This is a genomic window from Pseudoalteromonas sp. NFXS39 (assembly GCF_040148775.1).
GTDB lineage: Bacteria > Pseudomonadota > Gammaproteobacteria > Enterobacterales > Alteromonadaceae > Pseudoalteromonas > Pseudoalteromonas apostichopi.
Genome location: NZ_JAGDEC010000002.1, coordinates 416,528 through 438,371 on the forward strand (window position 1 = coordinate 416,528; position 21,844 = coordinate 438,371).

The window sequence follows — 21,844 nt, forward strand, 5'->3', positions numbered from 1 at the left end:
AATTGTATATTGTCCCTCACAATGGCAAGATTGAGCATCAAGTGAACGGGTACTAAATGAAACTGATTTTTCTGACTTGAGTAATTACTTTTTGCCCCCATACACTTAGGATTACAGCCACGTGGCTCGAGGAAGCATTTTTGATAAAACATGATTTAAATAAAACGCTAGAGGCGTTAACAGTACAATTTCCTAACGCAATTAATGGGATTAAACGTGGTATCGAGCGAGAAGCATTAAGGATCAAACCAAATGGTGTTATCTCACAGCAAGGTCATCCAAAAGGCGTTGGTAGCGCTTTAACTAATGATCATGTCACCACTGATTTTTCGGAATCGCTATTAGAATTTATTACACCGGTAAGTACGTCTGCAGAGCAAACCTTAGCTCAGCTAAAAGATCTGCAAAAGTTCACCTTGTCTCAGATGGATGATGAGCTCTTATGGCCTATCAGCATGCCGTGTTTTATTGATCATCAAGACGACATCGTACTGGCACAGTTTGGTGACTCAAATATTGGCCGCATGAAAACACTTTATCGTGAAGGTTTAAAGAATCGCTATGGCAGTATGATGCAAGCAATTGCTGGTGTGCATTTTAATATTTCTTTTCCTGAGAGCTTATGGCAAAGCTTGTATAGTTTAAACGGCAGCCAAGGCACACTCGCTGATTCTATTTCGAATGGGTATTTGGGACTTATTCGTAACTTTAAACGTGAGCTTTGGTTGATCAGCTTTTTATTTGGTGCATCGCCAGCATTGTGTAGTTCATTTTTGCAAGGGCGCGAAACAGACTTACCATTTAAAAAACTAGGTAAAGGTACTCTTTACTTAGAAGTTGGCACAGCGCTGCGTTTGGGGAACCTTGGTTATACCAACAGTGCGCAATCGTCTTTGCGTGTTATGTACAACTCATTAGAAGAATATGTAGCAGGTTTAAAAGAAGCGATTCATACGCCATCTGATATTTATGACCATATTGATGATTACACAAGTGCTGAACCAAAGCAGTTAAACAAAAATATTCTGCAAATCGAAAATGAGTTTTATTCACCAATTCGTCCTAAGCGCAACGCAGCATCAGGTGAAACTCCTACAGATGCATTACTTCGTGGTGGTATAGAATACATTGAGGTAAGGGCATTAGATGTTAACCCATTTAGTGAAACGGGTATCGACTTACAGCAAATACGCTTTTTAGACGTATTCCTAACTTACTGCTTATTAAATGACTCTCCAGAGATGGATTGGCAAGAACAAAAGTTGAGCACTACCAACCTCGATGCGGTTGTTAATGAAGGCCGAGATCCAGAATTAACACTTAACAAGCAAGGCGAAATAGTTCGCCTGACAGATTGGGCTAAAACAATTTTTAGTAATTTAACTGCCGTTGCACGTTATATGGATAATGCATACGGGGTAAGTTATTACAGTGAAACTATTGCTGAGCTTGCAACCTGGGTACAAGATCCTAGAAAAACATACTCTGGCAAATACGTAGCAACACTTGCAAAAGAGAACCTAGATAATGGTAATTTTGCATTAGCACTTGCACAGCAGTACAAGCAAAGCCATCTTGCGTCAGAGTATCAATTTTATGATCATGCATTTTTAGCGAAACAAGCTGCTGACTCTGTGCTTAAAGAGCGTGAAGTTAAAGCTGCCGATAGCGAAACGTTTACTGCTTTTTTAGATGACTATTTTGCTAAAGCTTAGTAAGGTGAAGACATAAAAAAACGCAGCCTATGGTGGCTGCGTCAAAGATTCTTCAGGGATGAAACAATGCTATACTGCTGCATTCATAAGTTCAGACTGACCTGATAAGAAAAAGTTCAGCGAGATCCAAAAAAAAATGAAAAAAAGTATAATTATTTTATCGCTGGCCGCATCATTGGCTGGATGTGCAACCGCTCCTCCAGAGCAACCCCATGATATCTGTAAGATTTTTGAAGAAAAGCCTGATTGGTACTACGATGCCCGCGATGCTCAAGAAAAATGGGGATCGCCTAAACATGTGCTAATGAGCATGATGTATCAAGAAAGCTCATTTCGTCATGATGCTGCTCCGCCAATGGAATACTTCTTATGGGTTATTCCAATAGGTCGTGCCAGTTCTGCCTATGGCTATTCACAAGCGAAAACACCTACTTGGTCAGATTACATCCGAGAAACAGGCAACAGCGGTGCAGACAGGGATGATTTTGATGATGCTATCGACTTTATGGCGTGGTTTGTTTACAAAACTCATAAAGTAAATGGTGTATCGAAATGGGACGCGTACGCACAATACCTAAATTACCATGAAGGATGGGGCGGCTATAAGCGTGGTACTTATAAAAGTAAAAAGTGGTTAATGAGTGTTGCAAATAAAGTTAAACATCGAGCTAGCCGTTATGGCGCGCAACTTAAAAAGTGTGAAGCAGATCTAGATAAAAACTGGTTTGAGCGTCTATTTAGTTAATAGAGCATTGACGCAACCGTTTGGACTTTAAATTTTTACCAAATGTGTCTTTAAAAAGGCTATCAAAGATTTGATAGCCTTTTTTGTTTATTCGTATTCGATAGGATCGGTAACGTTATTAAGTGCAAAGGCTTCCAAGCGCTCTTGACAAGCACCACATTTGCCACAGGCTTTGTCACGGCCGTTGTAGCATGTCCAAGTTTGGCTGTAATCAAGACCCATTTTTAAGCCGTCTGTTAAAATATCGATTTTAGTATTGTTTAAATATGGACTGAAAATCTCAACAGCGTCGTAGTTGGCAATACGGCAAACATCATCCATTTTTTGAACGAATTCAGGGCGACAGTCAGGATAAATTGCATGATCACCAGAATGTGCGCCATAGTAAACTTTGCTGGCTTTTAAAGACACCGCATAACCCACTGCAAGTGATAGTAAGATCATGTTGCGGTTTGGCACTATTGTGCTCTTCATGCTTTCTTCTTCGTAGTGACCCTCTGGCACATCGATATCATCGGTCAGTGATGAGCCCCCAATCAATTGATTGATTGCTGAAATATCAACAATCTTGTGAGAAACACCTAATTTTTCACACACTTGAGCAGCTACTTTAAGCTCTTTAACATGACGCTGGCCGTAGTCGAACGACAGGGCATATACTTCGTGGCCTTGTTGCAGGGCTTTATTTAATACGGTAAAAGAGTCCATACCGCCGGAATAAATCACAACTACTTTTTGCGTCATATCTGTTTTGCTCTTACTTTTGATAGAGGTTTACTTCAGGGCGCGATATACTACACGGCTCGGGCCTAAATAACAATTTTTGCGCGTGTTTTTGGTTTTTTGATGGTATGCATTATATATCGTTGCGTCGTAAGTGAGATCTCTTTTGTACAAAATTAACGAAGTGTTTGAAACAATTCAAGGTGAAGCAAGTTTTACTGGTACACCTTCAATCTTTTTACGTTTACAAGGCTGCCCTGTAGGCTGTGCTTGGTGTGATACAAAACAAACATGGGACGTTGATAATGTATATAAAGTGTCACTTGATGACACGGTTGAGAAAAAAGCAGACTCAGATCATTGGGCAGAAGCAACTGCGGAGCAAGTGTTAGCGCTATTTAAAGAACGTGGCTACAACGCAAAACATGTGGTGATCACAGGTGGTGAGCCTTGCATGTACGACCTAAATCCAGTGTGTGAGTTATTACACGCAAATGGTTATTCGACTCAAATTGAAACCAGCGGCACATTTGAGATTTTAGTCCCTGAACAAACATGGGTGACCGTATCACCGAAGATTAATATGCGTGGCGGTTACAAAGTATTACGCAGCGCTATGCAGCGCGCTGATGAAATTAAACACCCAGTGGCAATGCAAAAGCATGTTGAAGAGCTCGAAGATTTATTCTTAAAAACAGGTGTTAATCCGCGTCTAGTGTACCTTCAACCAATTAGCCAAAAGACCTCAGCAACTAAACTTGCCATTGAAACCTGTATTGCAAAGAACTGGCGTTTATCAGTTCAAGTACATAAGTATTTGGGAATTAGTTAGGGTTTAGCCGTCAGCCGTCTGATCTGACCCCGATAAAGTAGACACTGGGTTTAATATTTCCAGTTAAAAACAAAAAAAGCGTTGCACCATGGCAACGCTTTTTACTTTTTAGCTTATCGCTACTAATTCTGCGCTAAATAATCCAACACAACCTGATGATGGTCTTTGGTTTTGAATTTATCGAACACATGCTTGATTTTACCGTCTTGGCCTACAAGGAAGCTAATACGATGAATTCCTTCGTACTCCTTACCCATAAACTTCTTATAACCCCAAATACCAAACGCATCTGCAATCGCGTGATCTTCGTCAGCTAATAAGTCAAAATTAAGCTCTTTTTTGGTTTCAAAATTCTTTAAACGCTTTATTGGGTCTGGGCTGATACCCACGACACGTGTGTTTAATTTAGCAAGCTCAGCTTTTTCATCACGTAAGTTTTCAGCTTGTACGGTGCACCCTGGAGTGGATGCCTTTGGATAGAAGTAAACAAGCACTTGCTGCTCTTTTAATAGCTCAGCGAGTGTGATTGTTTCATCATTTTGATTTTGTAAACTAAAAGCAGGGGCTGTATCACCGGCCTGTAATGGATTAATTGTTTTCATGCTTTGCTCCTTAGCGAATGCGTCTGAAAATATAATCTACGTTCAAACTGCGAGAAAGATCTTCAAAGCTCACTTTAAAGTTATCAATATCGACTTCAACGGGAATATTAAACTCTAGCTCACAACGCATTTTTAGCTCATCACCTTCGTCGTACGTATCAGATTTAAGTGAACAAATGCTGATGTTATTGTCAGCAAAAAAGCGCGTAACTTTACTTAATGTTCCAGGTGTATCAATACCTGTGTATTCGAGGGTGTAACCGGCGCAAAATTCACATGCAACATGACTTGCTGTGCGTTTCATCATGGTTAAAAGGCCAAGTTCCATGCCTTTAGTTGGCAATGTATGCTCAATGCGGCTAATGGCCGACATATCACCTGCTAACAGCATGATAAAGGTAAACTCGTTGCCCAAAATAGCAATGCGACTGTCAATTATATTGCAATGGCAATCACTCACTAACTGAGTTAATTCGCTAACGATACCGGGTCTATCTTCGCCAATCGCAGTGAGCACTATCTGATGATTTGTAAAAGCAGTCATGGAATTTTAAATACCTAGTAATTAACAATACCAATGGATATAAGCTTGAGTAAGCTTTGATTTCACGTGAGTTTAATACCGCACGGCGGCGAAGTTTAACATAATTTGCATCGTTAACGATAGCGACGATTAATTAAGCCGTGAATAAAGTGCGCTCTTTCTTGTTTTTAGGGGCATCTGAAAGTACCATAGTTAAAATTTTGCAAGGCGACAAGCAAACAAATACGTTACGCTAGCCGAATCTATTCGGGTTTTTTGCATAAAAACTATAAATGTAAAGTTAAAAGTGATTTTACAGTGAACCAAATCGGCATTACCCACTCATATATTTGTTAAAAAAATTAAGGGTTTGCTAAGGAGAAATATCTGTGCAGTATTGGATCTCAAAGGCGCTTGCTGTAAGCGTAATGGTAAGTTTAACAGGGTGTGGTGTATTTACCGACGAAGCACATCAAAAACGTAATTATCGAGCAAATGAACCGGTCAAAGCACCAGCAGGTTTAGCGCAACCAGCTCTAGATCCAACATATAAAATGGATGTTGCGCAATATGACAATAATCCTGAAGCTAAAAACTATCGTCCGCCAGCGCAAGTTATTACCATTGCTCAAGGTACTTGGGTTGAAGAAGGTGACACTGAAGCGCGGGTCTATTTTGATAAAAACGATGGTATAGAAGATTTAGATGTATTTATCTGGAACTCTATAAAAGCCGTTCTAGCTGAAAAAAATACCGCAGCTTTGAAAGAAGATAAAGCATCAAATTCAATTGAAACAGGTTGGTATGCGATTATTAAACCTGAAGAAGGTTGGTTTTGGGAAAGCGAAACCGAAGTATCACAACAACGTTTTATATTTACTATTGAAGAAAAGTCGCATCAGCGTACAGCTTCTTTAACAGCTAAACTTGCTGATTATAAAAGCGACTCAGTACCGTTAACACCATTACTACAGCAACAACTTGAAGTACGTGCTTTAAACCAAGTGATTGCTGAGTTTGATTACCGTTACCGTCAACTTGAAGTTGAAATGCGTAAACAACAAGGCATTATTTCATTAGAAATGGGCTTTGATAACAAAGGTAATGCGGCACTGGTTACTGAGCAAGATTACAACATGGTGTTTGATCGTTTCTCTGGTTTCTTAGAGCGATTATCTTTCACTATCGTAGAGATTGACCAAGAACGTGGTTTGATTACGGCTGATTACAAAAAGCCTGAGTCAAGCGTATGGGATTCAATTTGGGGTGAAGAATTAGCTGAGCTACCAATTGAAGAAGGCCAATATCAAATTCTTGTTAGCCGTACCAATGATGGCGGTACAAGTTTAACTTGGATGGACTCTGAAGGTTCGACATTAGAGCCTGGTACAATGAATGACCTCCAGCAAGCATTAGAAAATGCACTGCGTCAACGCGGTATCAATATTTAATAATTAAAAAAGTTAAAACCACCACAAAAAGAGCTTCGCCGCTCTTTTTGTGGTTTTTACAGGTTGAAAATATGTCTAACTTAAACACAGCAAATCGCAGTGACTTGCGAACCTTGTTTACCTTTTTCGTTCCTTCACTTATAGGTGTCTTTTTGTTTATGACGCCGGTACCCATAGGTGAAGCAATGACTATTCCGATTGCTGTTATGGCAAAAGCAGTGCAAGAGTGGATTGCCCCATTTGCATTGGGTTTAATCACCAGTATCGTTTGTATCACCGGTGTTTTATCTTTGATAATAAAGCTGTTTAAACCACAGCCATTACTTAAGTTTTTTATCATTAAACACTTATTTGATGTTAGTTGGCTGTGGCTGAGTGTTCGGTTACTGGGCATGATATTTATTATTCTGACTTACACGAAGCAAGGTCCTGAAATGATTATTTCAGGGAATACTGGTGCGTTAGTATTAAACGACTTGCTGCCCGTATTGTTTTCTGTGTTTGTTCTAGCGGGGTTATTATTACCGTTATTATTAAATTTCGGTCTCCTAGAGCTAGTGGGTACGTTATTAACTAAGGTTATGCGCCCACTTTTTGGTGTTCCTGGTCGAAGTGCAGTTAACTGTGTGGCATCTTGGTTAGGTGATGGTAGTGTAGGTATTTTGATGACCGCTCGTCAGTATGAAGATAAACATTATACACAACGTGAAGCTGCCATTATTGGTACCACTTTCTCAGCTGTATCAATTACCTTTTGTTTAGTAGTTATTGGTCAAGTAAAGCTTGAACACCTATTTGCACCGTTTTATTTAACGGTGTGTTTAGCGGGTTTAGCAGCTGCGCTAATTGTGCCTCGCTTACCACCGCTACGCTTTAAAAAAGACCTCTATGTAGATGGAACTGAGCCTGATAAAGACGCAGAATCAGTACCTGAAGGTAAAACATTGGTTTCTCACTCACTTGATGTGGCACTTGCTAAAGCACGCACTGCACCGGGTTTTGCTGGTACAGTGAAAGAAGGCTTACATAACGCATTTGATATGGTATTTGCTGTATTACCTGTGGTTATGGCTGTGGGCACATTTGCTTTGATTATTGCTGAATACACGCCAATTTTTGAATATATGGGCAAACCTTTTGTTCCATTCTTAGAGCTATTACAAGTACCAGAAGCTGAAGCTGCTGCACAAACAATTATGGTTGGCTTTGCTGATATGTTTATTCCGTCGATTCTTGCGGCTGGTAGTATCGAAAGTGATGTAACACGCTTTATCATTGCTGCAATGAGTGTGACGCAATTGATTTATATGTCGGAAGTAGGTGCACTGCTTTTAGGTAGCAAAATCCCGGTTAATATTATCGAATTGTTCTTCATATTTATTTTAAGAACCTTAGTAACATTACCGGTGATTGTCTTAATGGCACATTGGTTAGTATAAGCTTAGCTAAAACCTTAAATAGAAAAGCCCTGATTATTCATCAGGGCTTTTTTTATCTTCATTATCATCGCTTTTAGGCACTTTGAAGTCCATTTTTGCTGCATGTTTTAGCAACATAAGGTTACCAACTACCACACCAAATACGGCAACAACAATGGCTATAATTTGCCAAGTTTCCATCTTTAAATCCTGCCGATATGCACAGCGATATAGTAGCACTTAAAATCGTTTTGCATAAGACAGTGAAATAAAATCAAGGCCAGGGTTAGGGCTTTTGAAGCCTGCATTTGAGTAATGTAAATATCTAACTGCTAAGGTTGAGTCGTCACCTAGGTCTGCAACTAAACCCAATCTATCTTCGAACTGATAGTGAGTACTAACGTTTTTGCCTGCAAAATGGGTGTCATCTAACAATGAAACACCAATCCCAAACTCCACATAAACAGGCATGTTTTTCAGATTAAATACAGGGTATTGGATCACCGGAGACATAGCTAACACGATATTAGTTTGATGTTTGTTGTCTTTGCCATACTGCCAAATATTAAAACTAGACTCGAAGTACAAACGGGCGTGTTGAAAAGGCAGCTTTTCATTGGGTATATGGTACTGGTAGGCCAGCTTTAAGCCTTTCACATCACCTTCACCTTGGATGTAATCAACCGCATAGCCATGGTTTGAAGCGGCATAAGTCGGTGTTGCTAGTAGTGCGGCTACACTTAACATAAGTGCTTTTAGTGGGTGCTTTAGTTTCATCTCGGTACTTCTCATTATGACTGTGAGCAAGTAGATAAGGGTGAGGGTAGGGGCTTTTCAATGTGCGTAAAAACACAGAAGCTGTGCACATTCTCATATTTTTTAGCAATTGACTGAAAACTATGGGAAAAATCGATTGGTGCTTAATTGGCATTAAAACGGTGTCGGATTGTTTCTTTTTTTATGGATTTAATATCGGTATATTAGCGAAAATTTTCGTTGAGAGGTGAATACGATGACCAAACTAGTTAACTCATTTTTGCTTATAGCTGCGCTTTTTACTGCAACTGCTTTTGCCAGTGAAGACCGCTCGCCTAAGCAACTATTAGAATCAGTCACAGCAGATTTATTTGTTGATATCGCAAATGTAAATGCGAAGGGTGATGCAAGTTCAGAAGCAATGGCAAGCATTGTAGAAAAACGCTTATTGCCGCACATGGATATTAAGTTTGTATCGTATAAGCTTTTAGGTAAGCACATTAAAGGCCTACGCCGTGACCAAGCCGTTGATTTTATTGCTGCGGTTGAGCATTACTTAACAGTAACTTATGCCGGCGCACTAATGAAATACACAGGCCAAAAAGTTATTTTTGATCAATCACAACTCATCGACGGTGGTTATGCAACAGTTAAAACGCAAATTGTTGATGACAATGCGCCAGCCATCGATTTGCACTTTAAATTACGCCAAGGCAAAGATAAGCAGTGGAAAGTATACGATATCGTTGCTGAAGGCATTTCACTGTTAAGCGCGAAGCAAAAAGAAGTATTGCAACGCATCAGTCAAGTGGGTATCGACGAAGTCACAAGCGAATTAGCAAGTAAGTAAGTTAGCTTAAAGCTCGATTACCTTCACCTCATCGAGCATTTTAGCTACTTTCAGTCTCCAACCAAGCAGTGAGCACCGTCCATGTGCCGCTGCTTTTCTATTTTCTTTAAAAATCACCTACTTTGCGCTAGCACCTGTAACCCTCTGTGGTAGAATCATGCTACTTTTCTTGTTTACCAAAGTATCTGTTCAGATACTGTGTTATTGGTTGCAATATTAAGCAAACTGTCAGTTAAATTTTGCTATAACTGAGTGCTTAATAAGACATCGAATAATGTGCAGCGGAGTTGTGTTTTTTTAATGGAAAATGTACTGATTTGGCCAAAGGAATACCCGTTACTGATCAAAGGATTAGCTGAGCAAAACGGGGCCTATATTTTAGATGCTTTAGAAGCTTGGCCGGCATGTCGTTCTACTAATGAAGATGACGGTGTGTGTACGACGGTTCTTCCGCCTATTTACTACCTCACTTGGTTGACTCCTCTTGAACCGTTTGAAGAGTGTTATTTCCAACACATTTCTGAGTTTGATGAAGCTGCGTTGCATTATGTTAATGCTATGAAATCGCACTTTTTAGAAAACGATTACACCCCTGAGAGTCTTGTGTTAATGCTGTGCCAGCGCTTAGAGAAATACGCCAGCGCATTTGCACAGTCGGCAGTTAAAACACCTATTACACTCATTCACCAGTTATTTAATCGTCGCTATTTCACTGTGATAGAGCATGTACTTAATCAAGGTGCGAAAATGTCTGCGGACGATGTGCTGGAGCTCTGGACTGAAGTTGACTTTAGAGAACGCTTTAGTGGTTTTATTCCAGAGTCTGTTGCAGATCTTGAACCTTTAACTGTGCTAGCAGCAGAAAAGGTAGCCCATGGCGAAGATTATTTCACGTTGCTTAAGCTTGTGTCACCAGACGTTGATTCTGCATCGTTACTTGAACAAGCTTTACTTGCTCACTTAAGCCATGAAAATGCTAAACAAACAATGGCAAAGCGGTTTATTGAGCAAGGTGCAACCGGTGCATTAGCTGACGCAAACGGTAAAACAGCCTTTATGTGGGCTACCGAAAAAGGCTATGTGAATGTTGTTGAGACTTTGCTTGAGTATCAAGATAAAAAATCCCAAGACAACAAAGGCAATACGGCATTACATTATGCAGTTTTAGCCGAGAATGGACCGTTACTTGTGCTGCTTCTAAAAGCAGGTTATGACTTTAGAGTTCGTAACAATGATGGTTTAAGTTGCTACCGATTAGCAGTAAGCATCAAAGCGGATAGCTTAGTGAAGTGCCTTGAGCATGACTTTGGCATCAAAGAGCTTTCACCTGAAGGGCAGTTTGATCGCATTAAAAAGGTACATTTATTACATGCGATTGTAACTTTGTTACTTCCTGTGCAGCTGTTCTTCTTTTTTGATGACAGTATTTCGATTAAAAGTGAGCTAACACTTAGCTTTACGCTAATTTCAATTTTATGTTTTTTCTTTGCGACAAGCTTGAAACGATGTGCGCTTTACCCACATATACGCCATCCTTGGGGACTTTTTATTTTAAGATTGTTTTCGTTGTTTAGCTTAATTGGCCAAGTGGGTCTAGCAAGTATTGTCGCGCTAGCCACCTTAGCTGAGTTGGTGTGAAGACATAAAAACTATATAAAGTGACATAAAAAACGGCAACCTAGGTTGCCGTTTTTTGTTTCATTTTTCTAAATAAAAGTGTTTATTTGTCGTGCTCATGTGCCGCTTTTTCTTCAGCCAGCTCTTCTTTTAATTTACGTATCTTAAGGCCAAGTTCTTGTCCGCGATGGCGTGCATAATAGGTGCAGCCAATGAACATTAGGCTCGCAAAGGTTAATTCAAGTAATACCCAAATCAGCTGTTCTTGCGCGACCCAAAGTAATGTAAAACCATGGATGAAATAGAACATGACAATAAAGTTCGCCCATGCATAGGTATAAGGCTTATCTTGAATGATACCTTTTAGCGGTAGCAGCAGAGGCAGGATATATACAACAAAGATAAAGGCATTACTATGGCCTTCTCTTGGGGCAATTAAAAACAACCAAACTGGCATTAAAACTAATAAGCCGATATAACCAATCAGTGCGAAACGTTGGAATCGTTTTGTAATTGGTTTTTTGGCAACAGGCTGATTTAACACAGGTTCCAAGCTCATTGTAATTTACTCGCAATTAGTGTCAGGCGCTTACCAACGCTTTGACATATTTTAATTTCGTCTTTACTTAACACATTACTGTTATTGCTACCGGCTACATGAGTCGCACCATATGGCGTACCGCCAGTTTCAGTCGCTAGTAATTCAGGTACTTCATAAGGCACACCTAGCAACATCATACCGTGATGTAATAGTGGCAGTGATAGATTTAACAAGGTTGCTTCATTACCACCGTGCATGCTGCTTGATGACGAAAAAACGCAAGCGGGTTTATCTATCAGCTGACCTTTAAGCCATAGATCACTGGTGGTTTCCCAAAAGCTCTTTGCTTGCGAGGCCATCATGCCAAATCGAGTAGGAGTGCCAAAGGCTAAGCCATCACAATTAATAAGATCATCTTTGCTGATCACAATATCGTGTGACTGACGCTTAACAAAAGTGCGCAACAAGGCTGTTGCACCTTGTTGCTCAATCGACTCGGCTATCTCATGAGCCATAGCTTCTACAGAGCCATGGCTTGAGTGGTATAGCACAACAATGTTTATAGCCATTAAAGCACGCTTAATACGTTTTCTGGTGGACGACCTAGAGCAGCTTTGCCTTTATTTTCAACAATTGGGCGCTCGATTAGTTTTGGATTGGCAGCCATCGCAGCAATTAACTTATCTTCATTTTGTTCGTTTTTAAGCTCAAGCTCTTTGTAGATGTCTTCTTTAGTTCGCATTAATTCACGCGCTGAAGTAAAACCTAGCTGACTAATTAAAGTCGCAATTTGTTGTTCATTAAGCGGTGTTTTTAGGTATTCAACAACACTTGGTTGAATATTATTGCTTTCTAATAGGGCAAGAGTTTCACGCGATTTTGAACAACGTGGATTATGATAAATAGTCACAGACATGGTGTGTTCTCACATTTAATATTTTGGCTTATTTTAGGGCAAGCGCCGCGAGACTTAAAGTCTCGCAAGCTCTTTTTGTAATTGACGGTATTGTGTAAGTAGGGCTTTTAAACGTTGTTGTTTTACTAATTCTTCAGGCTCAACAAAGTTTAGTGCTTTTTGAATTTCATCGGCTGCTTTTAAATAAGCGCCATATTGAGCGAGCACATCGGCATGAGCTTCATGGTAGGAAGCCATATTTTCTTGCTTTTTATAGACATCAGCAATGAGCTCTTTGGCTAGATTGTTCTCAGGTTTTGCTAACAAGTAAGATTTTAGAATACGCTCAGCAAGGTCAAATTGTTTTGCTTCAATAGCGGCATTTGCATAGTTTAAGGCAATCACCTGATTGTTAGGTCTATCGATATCTAACTTAGCTAAAAATTCTACAGCCTCGTTAGCTTTACCTTGAGCAATTAGTAAATCTGTATGGGTATCGATATAAAATAAGTTTTTTGGATCTTGCTCAAGCAATGGATTCAATACGTTGGCCGCTTCATCAAGCTTTTTCTGATCCAACAGGCTAATACCTAAACCGTATTTGAGAGCTGTGTCGTTGTGAACAGTATTTGCACGCATTAATTTACGAAACAAATCTTCCGCTGCTTTTGACTTTTGCTGATAACGAGCAATCACTCGGCTTTTAGCCAAATTGAATTCTAGGCTGTCAGCATAGTGTCTTTTTGGGTATTGCTCGGCACGTAAGCGTACATCAGATACACGACTTTCTGGTAATGGGTGAGTCAGTAAAAATGCTGGCGGCTTATACTTATAACGAATTTGTGCAGCAAGCTTAGTTAAAAACTCACTTGATTGGCGGGGGTCAAACCCTGCGTTATTAAGGGTTTGCATACCAATACGGTCAGCTTCTTGCTCAGCAGCACGGCTATGCGTTAATTGACTAAATGCCGCTTGTGTTTGGTTCGCTGAAATAATCGCAATACCGGCATCAGGTGCAACAACTGTAGCCAAAATACCAGCAATCATGCCTGCGATGGTTAATGCGCTGTTGTCTTGCTGCTGTTGAATACGGCGCGCTAAGTGGCGTTGTGTGACGTGAGCTATCTCGTGTCCAAGTACTGAGGCAAATTGGCTTTCGTTATCGGCTTGTGCGATGAGGCCTGTATGCACACCTACATGGCCGCCATAGAATGCAAATGCATTGATTTCTGAATTGTTTAGCCAGAAAAATGAAAATGGAAAACGTACATCGTTAGCGTTTGCGACCAAACGTCTGCCCAGAGTAGTGAGGTATTCATCGAGAACGGGGTCATTCACAACAGGCGATGAACCACGAATTTGCATCATCATCACTTCACCGATTGCTTGCTCTTTTTCAATCGGCAACGCTTGCAAAGCCGAGGTCCCTAAATCGGGCAGCTTAAAGTTAGTTTGTGCCTTCAACGGCTCACTATGCAGTATCGAGAATGTCAGTAATGCACTGCATAGTGTAATAAAGGCTAATTTTAGTCGCATCTTATTCCTTGTTGATTTGCTCACCTAACATGACTTTTGCTATGTCTATTTCGTCGCTGCATGCTCGGCTGTCTTTTTCGCACAATTGATAGAAATCTTTTATTGTGACTCCATCTAGCTTAACAACGTTCAATTCTCGTTGTAAAAAAGTTATGATTTTATGAGCTACTTTATGGGCATGAAGAATTAATGCTTTGTCTGCTTTATCGCCTCTTTCAAAGTAAAAACCAATGAACTTATGGAGCTGATTAAAGCGAATAAGGTTTTTCATGCTGTGCGGATCCCACACCTTAAACTCCATAAAGCGGTTGTCTTTAATAAATTGATCTACAGTAACATCTTTTGCATAAGGGTAAGCCCATAATTCAAAGCCTCGATCTGTAAAGCTTTGATGTAATGCGATTCGTGGTTTTTGCTCGCAAACAATTTCGCCCATTTCGGTTACATGGCCTCCTAATAAATCAAGGTTCCAGTTACGTGGGTCAATTAATCGCTTAACAGCATTATCAAAACCGTGGTCTAAAATCCCTTCTGATTCGCTGACTGATGATGCCACCATATGATAAAAAGGCGGCAGCTCGCCCCAGTTAATTTGTTTTTTATACCAATTTATCTCTTTAAGAGTTGGATTCGCAGGTAATTGCGCTTTATTATGCGAGCCAGGCATCATGTTTCCTTTACTACCAGTTATTGATTAAGGATAAACTATTGTTTTGCGTGTTTTAAGCAAAAAATGAGTTGTTTCTCATTATAAAGACTTATTTCCGCAAGATGCTGACATCTTATACTTATTATTCATATTAATAACGCAGTTGATTCGCTATGTTAACGGTTGATTTAAGGGACTATAAGTGCCCCCAACAATTTATTCAGTTTAAATTAGGGTTGAATAAGGCAATATCAGTTAAACAACCCGTGACTTTTACATTTAATGCTGCAGAGGCAACGGACGATATGCAGCGATTTTTAGAAAAACATCATTACCATTTTAAAATTGACCTAGAATTAGGTGTGCTAACTGTGGAGCCCATTCGTGTTTGAGTATGTAAAAGCCTGGTACGAAAATAAATTTTCAGATCCCCATTCAGTAACCTTGTTGTTACTGCTTATTGCAACCTTTGCATTTTTCTACTTTTTTGGCTCGCTAATCGTGCCTGTTTTAGTTGCCTTGGTGATTGCCTATTTACTAGATTGGCCCGTTGCTCATTTAGAAAAGCTGGGTTTAAAGCGCTTTACTGCAACGATTCTTGTTATGTTGGTATTTAGTGGCTTGATGATCATGATTATTGTTGGCATGGGGCCTGTGCTTTGGCAGCAAACCAGTAATCTAGTTCAAGAAACCCCATATATGATTGAGAAAGGAAAAGCACTGCTTTTACACCTTCCTGAAGATTACCCAAGTTTGATTACTGAAGATCAGGTTAAATCAATTGTTACCAGTGTTGAAACTAAAGCCATTGAGTTTGGTCAGTTGGTGTTATCCGTGTCGCTAACCTCCATTAAAGATGTAGCAGCTTGGCTGATTTATCTGATTTTAGTACCACTACTGGTGTTCTTTATGCTTAAAGATAAATTAGAGCTGACGCAAAGTGCTGAGCGTTTATTGCCAAAGCAGCGCCGTTTGATCATTCAAGTGTGGCAAGAAATGAATCAGCAAATCATGAATTATATCCGCGGGAAGGTATTTGAGATTTTAATTGTTGGTACTGCATCCTTCATCTCCTTTGCAGTTCTTGATCTTCGTTATGCAGCCTTATTAAGTGTGTTGGTTGGCTTATCAGTTCTTATTCCATTTGTAGGGGCAGCATTGGTGACTATTCCTGTGGCAGCGGTGGCGTTATTCCAATTTGGCTTAGAAACACAATTTTGGACCATTCTAATTATCTATGGCGTGATCCAAGCACTTGATGGCAACGTTTTAGTGCCATTGCTGTTCTCTGAAGCTGTCGATTTAAACCCTGTGTTTATCATAGTGGCTGTGCTGTTTTTTGGTGGCTTATGGGGGTTTTGGGGCGTATTTTTCGCGATACCACTTGCGTCATTGGTTAAAGCACTTATTAATGCATGGTCTTCAAAACAGGTTGAACTAATCGAAAATTAGCTTAGTCTTAAAAAGTATAGAAAACGCACTTTACTGACTAATTGATTATTATAATTTAGCCGTGAAAAATGTAAAATAGGTTATAAGATATATCTTTTAGTAATATGGTGCGTTTTACATGGCAAATTTTTACCTTCCTGACGATGCTAATCAGCAAATTTATTTAGATGCGAATGCAACGACTCCTGTACTTCCTGAAATTGCCGATGTGGTTTCGCATACGATGCGAGTATGTTTTGGTAACCCATCAAGCTCTCATATTACTGGTATTCAAGCAAAGCACTTATTAGAGCAAACGCGTAACAAAGCGCGTGAAGTAATTGGCGCAACCGACGGCGATATTTTATTTACCTCTGGTGCAACCGAAGGTATTCAAACGGCGGTTGTTTCAACGCTTATTGCTGCGAAAAATCACCCAATTGAGAACCCGGTATTACTTTATGGGGCAACAGAACATAAAGCAGTGCCAAATACCCTAAAACATTGGAACAGCGTGCTTGATATTAATGCACAGGTGTTAGCTATTCCCGTTGATAAAAACGGTATTTTAGATCACGAATTTATTCGCAAACATGCAGCTAATGCGCTGATGATTTGTACTATGGCGGTCAATAACGAAACCGGTGTATTCCAAGACTTAATCGCTATTGAGCAAGTTATTCGTAGTGAAAACACCCATGTTGCTTGGATGGTAGACTGCGTACAAGCCTTAGGCAAAACCAACTTAGCGCTAAGCCAAACAACCATTGATTACGCCCCATTCTCAGGCCATAAATTGTATGCCCCTAAAGGAATTGGCGTACTTTATATTCGTGAAGGCAGTGCATATACACCGTTTATTGCTGGTGGCGGCCAAGAAAGCGGTATGCGATCAGGCACCGAAAACTTACCAGGTATTGCCGGTTTAAATAAGCTGTTCTCGTTATTACTTGATAAACAAAACCAAACATTCAAACCAATTGAGCAGCTACATGCTTATCGTGAGCAATTATTAGGAGCACTAACAGACACCTTTGGCAGCATCACGTTTAACCACAGTTTTGAGCATTCAGTGCCAACAACGTTGAACTTTGCAGTTAATGAATTAACGAGTAAAGAAGTGATGGATTTATTTGATGCTGCGGGTATCCGTGTGAGTGGCGGTTCTGCATGTAGCTCAGGCGCAAATCGTAGTTTTGTACTTGATGCGATGGGGGCCAGTGATTGGCAAAGTGAAAACGCGATACGTATGTCGTTTGGCCCTGCTGTAAATCAACAAGAAATTGACTTTGCTTGCGATAAAATTCGTTCTTTAAAACCGATTCTAGAAGCAAACTGCCTTGTTGTGTCTGATAGTACATCACCTCAACACGAAGTCTGTGCGATTGGCTTAACACAACTTCGCCATCAAGCTGCGTGCTGCTGGCTTTATGTTGATAGCGATAAAAACGCAGTGGTGATTGATCCTATCATCGAGCTTATTCCACGTATGGCGAAAATTGTTGCGACACAAGGTCTAACAGTAAAAGCGATTTTAGATACCCATAACCACCAAGAGCGTTTATCGGCTCGTTGTTTGTTAACCAAAGAGCTAGCAGAGCGTTATGTTGCTAGCGAGATAGATGAACTTGGTTGGCCTAAAGAGTCACAGGCTATCGAATTAACTGGTGTACGCTTAACTAAATTAGCGACACCGGGACATAGTAAAGATAGTGCCAGCTACTTATTAACAGATACTCAAAGTGGTAATGTGAGCTATTGCTTCTGTGGCGATTTAATCTTACCGGGTGGTTTAGGTAACACGGCTATTAGTGGCGGCGATGCTGCGCAAATGGCACAGTCATTAAAGCAGCTTGCTATAGCAATACAAGATTCAACGGTGATTTGTTCGGGTCATGATTATCAACAATGTTTTGCTATGGATTGGCATGCGCAAAAAGAGACCACGCCGCTATTAGCACAGTTATTGAATGACCAAATATCGGATACGCAGTTTATTGAGTTAAAACATCAAGCTGATGAACAAAAGCATACTGCAAGTCATTCTTTATGTGGTTATGTTGAAACCCTTGAAAGCGCACCTATGAAACAGCTCACTGCAGCGGATGCTAAAGCGATGCTTGACTCTCAAGCTACTTATATAATTGATACTCGTGAGCCTTATGAACATGGCGCGAATAACCTTTCAGAGTTATTTTCCGTTGCTAATAGTAAAGTGATCAACATTCCATTGAGCCGTATGGCAAATGCTATCGTCGAAGAGCAATTAGATAAAACGCATACTTATATCTTGGTTTGTCGAAGCGGTAACCGCTCAAAGCAAGCAGCAAATAACCTGTCACAGCTTGGTTTTGAAAAGGTATATAACTTAGATGGTGGTTTAGCGTTGTTGTAAAAGGTAATTTAAGTCGTTCATTAAAAAAGCCGCTATTGAGCGGCTTTTTTGTAAGCTGTTTAAGTTAGGCTGTTATGGGGCCTGAACTTTCACGTACCACTAATGATGGGGTAAAGGTCGTGATAATGTCTTTATCTTGATTCCGTGCACCACGGGTTTTTCTGAACAACAGGCGTGCTGCATGCTGTGAAATTACATCATTTGCTTGATGGGCTGTGGTAAGCTTTGGCCAAGTTTGACGCGAGAATGGAGAATCTTCGAACCCAGTAATTGATAACTGCTGTGGAATTTCAATACCCATTAAGCGTGAGGCGAATAACGCGCCAGCTGCCATTTCATCGTTTCCGCCAAGTAGGGCAGTGATGCTTTTCGGGTTACTCTCACCAAGCAATGCTTTTGCACCTTCAACACCTGATTCAAAAGAGTACTGGCCTTCGTAGATTAGCTCATCCTTCAATGAGATGCTGTGATCTTTTAATGCAGCCTGATAACCCGCTAAACGTTCAGTCGTAGATTTATGTTCTTTATCGCCGCATAAAAAACCAATGTTTTTATGACCAAGCGAGAGTAAGTGAGAAGTAATTTCGTACGCAGCCGCGTAGTCATTTACATAAATACAGGTGTCTTGGTCTTCCTCAGTAGGGCGACCGGAGAGTACACGCACATAATGAATGCCCATTTCATCAAGCATATCGATGATACTGCTTTGTTCTGATAGGGGTGGTGTTAACACTAAACCAGCCAAACGAGAGCGCTTTATCATGGTTTTGAAGTCTTCTTCCATGTTGCCATCGAGGTAGTTACAAGGGTGAATGACTAGTTCATAGCCTTCTTCTTTACAACGCGACAATACGCCATTTTGCATGTCGATGACATAATAAGCATTCGGGTTGTCATAAACTAAACCAACAGTAAAAGACGATGTGCCTGCTAGGTTACGAGCTGCAAGGTTTGGTTGATAGTTCAACGTGTTAACAGCGTCCATCACTATGTCGTAAGTTTTTTTTCTGACCGATGGCTCTTTATTGATCACTCGCGAGACTGTTTTCATTGAAACACCAGCGAGCTTGGCTACATCATTTATGGTTACTTTCATACTGTTACTTTATAGTTAGTTATATTTGTATTATAATAATATTGAAAAGTGTTCGCTAGAGCGCTTTTTCTTAATAGGTACATTAATATTTAATATAAGTTAGTTAGTGTATCTAATGTTCTACTAAATTAGCAGTAAAATAATTGAGATAATTTTTATGATACCGGTGTCAAAAGAGAAAAATTGCGCTATTATCTCGACTATAAAATGTAAAAGTAGAGCATTGACAGCGTTGTCATTTTGACTTAGTGTTAATTTTCATCTTATTTTTTATTGCTGTCTTTATTCAACATTAATAAAAAGATATTTAAAAATCAGTTTGTTGCAAGTTTTTAGGGGATTATATATATGAGCAGCCGTTCGCAATTAGCTAGTTGGCAAGCACTATCTGAAAGTGCCAAAAAGATGAAACAAATTCATCTTAAAGATTTATTTGCCAAAGATAGCACGCGTTTCGAGCAATTCTCTGCTCAGATCCCAGGTGTATTATTCGATTACTCGAAACAACAAATTAATAAAACTGTTTTTGAACAATTAATTGCTTTAGCGAAAGAGTGTGACATTAGCGCATGGCGAGACAAAATGTTCAGTGGTGAGAAAATTAACATTACTGAAGACCGTGCTGTACTTCATACTGCTTTACGTAACCGCGCTAACACTGCTGTAATGGTTGATGGCGAAAATGTAACGGACGCTGTTAACGCAGAGCTTGCTAAAATGAAAGCGTTTGTTAGCAAAGTGCGCAGTGGTGAGTGGTTAGGCTACACAGGTAAAGCTGTGAAAGATGTTGTTGCAATTGGTGTGGGTGGTTCAAACCTAGGTCCGCAAATGGCAACAGAAGCGCTTGCTGCTTATGCTGATGACACATTAAATGTTCACTATGTATCTAATGTTGATGGTGTTCAGATTGCATCTGTTTTACAAGGTTTAGACGTTGAAACAACATTATTTGTTATCTCATCTAAAACGTTTACGACCTCAGAAACTATGACTAACGCTAAATCGGCTGTTGAGTGGTTTCTACAAACAGCCCAAGCTCAAGAGCATATTGCTAAGCACTTTGTTGCTGTAAGCACCAATTTAGAAAAAACAGCGGCCTTTGGTATCGCTGATGAAAACGTATTCACAATGTGGGATTGGGTAGGCGGTCGCTTTTCTTTATGGAGTGCGATAGGATTACCAATCGCCTTGTACCTAGGCTTCGACGCGTTCGAAGAGATCCTAGAAGGTGCGTTTGAAATTGATGAGCATTTTAAAAATGCTGAATTTGAAAATAACGTACCATTGTTAATGGCGCTTTTAAGTGTATGGAACACTAGCTTTTTAGGTTATACCGCACAAGCAATTTTACCGTATGACCAAGCATTACACATGTTACCTGCGTATTTACAGCAAGGTGAAATGGAAAGTAACGGTAAGCATGTTACTTTTGCTGGTGAAACTGTTCCTTATACGACGGTTCCTATTATTTGGGGTATGACAGGTATCAATGGCCAACACGCATTTTACCAATGTCTGCACCAAGGTAATGTAATAGTGCCTGCTGACTTTATTGCTTCAATTGAGCCGCAAGTAAATGTTGGTAAGCACCATGATATTTTATTATCAAACTTCTTTGCACAAACCGAAGCGATGATGGCCGGTGTTGATGCAGAGCAAGTCACTGCTGATTTGACCGCAAAAGGTAAATCTGAAGCAGAAATTGCAGAATTATTGAATCACAAGATTCACCAAGGCAATCGCCCAACAACGTCAATGTTATTAGATAAAGTTGATGCGAAAACGGTAGGACGTTTAATTGCGCTTTATGAGCACAAAATTTTCTGCCAAGGCATTATTTTAGAAATCTGTTCATTTGACCAATGGGGTGTAGAGCTAGGTAAAGGACTTGCCTCGAAAATTGAAGCTGAACTATTTGATGACTCAATTAGTCATCCACACGATAGCTCAACCAACGGACTGATCGCTTACTATAAGACACATCGTAAGCAGTAACAGATTCGCAGCAGCTGCTGCAAACAGAATACCTTTGAACGGGTAGCGCTGGAGTTCTTAGGGCCTGTATTTTT

Annotated in this window: 21 protein-coding genes; 10 read left to right on the plus strand and 11 right to left on the minus strand. The window is 40.0% G+C overall.

What is annotated here, in order from left to right; all coding sequences use genetic code 11:
* Nucleotides 1-140: 140 nt before the first annotated feature.
* Together gshA and J3455_RS05405 are read left to right on the plus strand one after the other, a co-directional pair.
* On the plus strand, nucleotides 141-1,715 hold the full coding sequence (gene gshA / locus J3455_RS05400) for a glutamate--cysteine ligase (RefSeq protein WP_349561300.1): 1,575 nt from the start codon (nucleotides 141-143) through the stop codon (nucleotides 1,713-1,715).
* Between the two features lie 136 nt (nucleotides 1,716-1,851).
* The gene (locus J3455_RS05405) at nucleotides 1,852-2,460 is read left to right on the plus strand and encodes a transglycosylase SLT domain-containing protein (RefSeq protein WP_130051903.1); all 609 of its coding nucleotides are present in this window, start codon (nucleotides 1,852-1,854) and stop codon (nucleotides 2,458-2,460) included.
* Between the two features lie 87 nt (nucleotides 2,461-2,547).
* Here J3455_RS05405 and queC read toward each other — a convergent pair whose 3' ends face one another.
* Complete coding sequence (gene queC / locus J3455_RS05410; RefSeq protein WP_267894589.1) at nucleotides 2,548-3,228, minus strand: 7-cyano-7-deazaguanine synthase QueC; 681 nt, start codon at nucleotides 3,226-3,228, stop codon at nucleotides 2,548-2,550.
* A gap of 121 nt (nucleotides 3,229-3,349) precedes the next feature.
* On the opposite strand from queC, the gene queE reads away from it, so the two are divergent.
* The gene (queE, locus tag J3455_RS05415; protein ID WP_130051902.1) at nucleotides 3,350-4,015 is read left to right on the plus strand and encodes a 7-carboxy-7-deazaguanine synthase QueE; all 666 of its coding nucleotides are present in this window, start codon (nucleotides 3,350-3,352) and stop codon (nucleotides 4,013-4,015) included.
* A gap of 122 nt (nucleotides 4,016-4,137) precedes the next feature.
* Here queE and bcp read toward each other — a convergent pair whose 3' ends face one another.
* A complete protein-coding gene (gene bcp, locus J3455_RS05420; protein WP_130051901.1) occupies nucleotides 4,138-4,617 on the minus strand; it encodes a thioredoxin-dependent thiol peroxidase in 480 nt (159 codons plus the stop codon).
* Nucleotides 4,618-4,627: 10 nt separating this feature from the next.
* Nucleotides 4,628-5,161, minus strand: a complete 534-nt coding sequence (locus tag J3455_RS05425; protein WP_130051900.1) for a glycine cleavage system transcriptional repressor — start codon at nucleotides 5,159-5,161, stop codon at nucleotides 4,628-4,630.
* A gap of 368 nt (nucleotides 5,162-5,529) precedes the next feature.
* On the opposite strand from J3455_RS05425, the gene bamC reads away from it, so the two are divergent.
* Both bamC and J3455_RS05435 read left to right on the plus strand, forming a co-directional pair.
* Nucleotides 5,530-6,591, plus strand: a complete 1,062-nt coding sequence (gene bamC / locus J3455_RS05430; RefSeq protein WP_130051899.1) for an NlpB/DapX family lipoprotein — start codon at nucleotides 5,530-5,532, stop codon at nucleotides 6,589-6,591.
* 71 nt (nucleotides 6,592-6,662) lie between these two features.
* Complete coding sequence (locus tag J3455_RS05435; RefSeq protein WP_130051898.1) at nucleotides 6,663-8,030, plus strand: YjiH family protein; 1,368 nt, start codon at nucleotides 6,663-6,665, stop codon at nucleotides 8,028-8,030.
* Nucleotides 8,031-8,063: 33 nt separating this feature from the next.
* Here J3455_RS05435 and J3455_RS05440 read toward each other — a convergent pair whose 3' ends face one another.
* Nucleotides 8,064-8,210 carry a DUF2897 family protein gene (locus J3455_RS05440; RefSeq protein ID WP_130051897.1) on the minus strand — a complete coding sequence of 49 codons (147 nt, stop codon included), beginning with the start codon at nucleotides 8,208-8,210 and terminating at the stop codon, nucleotides 8,064-8,066.
* A gap of 39 nt (nucleotides 8,211-8,249) precedes the next feature.
* Nucleotides 8,250-8,786: an acyloxyacyl hydrolase gene (locus tag J3455_RS05445; RefSeq protein WP_175580443.1), complete on the minus strand. Its 537-nt coding sequence runs from the start codon at nucleotides 8,784-8,786 to the stop codon at nucleotides 8,250-8,252.
* Between the two features lie 235 nt (nucleotides 8,787-9,021).
* Between J3455_RS05445 and J3455_RS05450 the strand changes: the two genes are divergently transcribed.
* Nucleotides 9,022-9,615: an MlaC/ttg2D family ABC transporter substrate-binding protein gene (locus J3455_RS05450; RefSeq protein ID WP_130051896.1), complete on the plus strand. Its 594-nt coding sequence runs from the start codon at nucleotides 9,022-9,024 to the stop codon at nucleotides 9,613-9,615.
* Between the two features lie 300 nt (nucleotides 9,616-9,915).
* Complete coding sequence (locus J3455_RS05455; RefSeq protein ID WP_130051895.1) at nucleotides 9,916-11,253, plus strand: ankyrin repeat domain-containing protein; 1,338 nt, start codon at nucleotides 9,916-9,918, stop codon at nucleotides 11,251-11,253.
* 82 nt (nucleotides 11,254-11,335) lie between these two features.
* On the opposite strand, the gene J3455_RS05460 is transcribed toward J3455_RS05455, so the two are convergent.
* Genes J3455_RS05460 through J3455_RS05480 form a run of 5 tightly spaced genes read right to left on the minus strand, consistent with a single transcriptional unit; the run spans nucleotide 11,336 to nucleotide 14,871 of the window.
* Nucleotides 11,336-11,791 carry a DUF2069 domain-containing protein gene (locus tag J3455_RS05460; RefSeq protein ID WP_349561302.1) on the minus strand — a complete coding sequence of 152 codons (456 nt, stop codon included), beginning with the start codon at nucleotides 11,789-11,791 and terminating at the stop codon, nucleotides 11,336-11,338.
* Nucleotides 11,788-12,342, minus strand: coding sequence for an NAD(P)H:quinone oxidoreductase (wrbA, locus tag J3455_RS05465; RefSeq protein ID WP_130051893.1), 555 nt, complete (start codon nucleotides 12,340-12,342; stop codon nucleotides 11,788-11,790). The genes J3455_RS05460 and wrbA overlap by 4 nt, the downstream gene beginning before the upstream one ends.
* Entirely contained in the window at nucleotides 12,342-12,689 is a 348-nt protein-coding gene (arsC, locus tag J3455_RS05470) for an arsenate reductase (glutaredoxin) (RefSeq protein WP_130051892.1), read from the minus strand. The genes wrbA and arsC overlap by 1 nt, the downstream gene beginning before the upstream one ends.
* A gap of 54 nt (nucleotides 12,690-12,743) precedes the next feature.
* Nucleotides 12,744-14,204: a beta-barrel assembly-enhancing protease gene (bepA, locus tag J3455_RS05475; protein WP_130051891.1), complete on the minus strand. Its 1,461-nt coding sequence runs from the start codon at nucleotides 14,202-14,204 to the stop codon at nucleotides 12,744-12,746.
* Nucleotide 14,205: 1 nt separating this feature from the next.
* Complete coding sequence (locus J3455_RS05480; RefSeq protein WP_130052308.1) at nucleotides 14,206-14,871, minus strand: hypothetical protein; 666 nt, start codon at nucleotides 14,869-14,871, stop codon at nucleotides 14,206-14,208.
* Between the two features lie 366 nt (nucleotides 14,872-15,237).
* Between J3455_RS05480 and J3455_RS05485 the strand changes: the two genes are divergently transcribed.
* A complete protein-coding gene (locus J3455_RS05485; RefSeq protein ID WP_130051889.1) occupies nucleotides 15,238-16,305 on the plus strand; it encodes an AI-2E family transporter in 1,068 nt (355 codons plus the stop codon).
* Between the two features lie 118 nt (nucleotides 16,306-16,423).
* Nucleotides 16,424-18,679 carry an aminotransferase class V-fold PLP-dependent enzyme gene (locus tag J3455_RS05490; RefSeq protein WP_130051888.1) on the plus strand — a complete coding sequence of 752 codons (2,256 nt, stop codon included), beginning with the start codon at nucleotides 16,424-16,426 and terminating at the stop codon, nucleotides 18,677-18,679.
* A gap of 64 nt (nucleotides 18,680-18,743) precedes the next feature.
* Here the strand turns inward: J3455_RS05490 and J3455_RS05495 are convergent, their stop codons facing one another.
* A complete protein-coding gene (locus tag J3455_RS05495; protein ID WP_130051887.1) occupies nucleotides 18,744-19,775 on the minus strand; it encodes a LacI family DNA-binding transcriptional regulator in 1,032 nt (343 codons plus the stop codon).
* Nucleotides 19,776-20,123: 348 nt separating this feature from the next.
* Between J3455_RS05495 and pgi the strand changes: the two genes are divergently transcribed.
* Nucleotides 20,124-21,770, plus strand: coding sequence for a glucose-6-phosphate isomerase (pgi, locus tag J3455_RS05500; RefSeq protein ID WP_130051886.1), 1,647 nt, complete (start codon nucleotides 20,124-20,126; stop codon nucleotides 21,768-21,770).
* Nucleotides 21,771-21,844 lie beyond the last annotated feature (74 nt).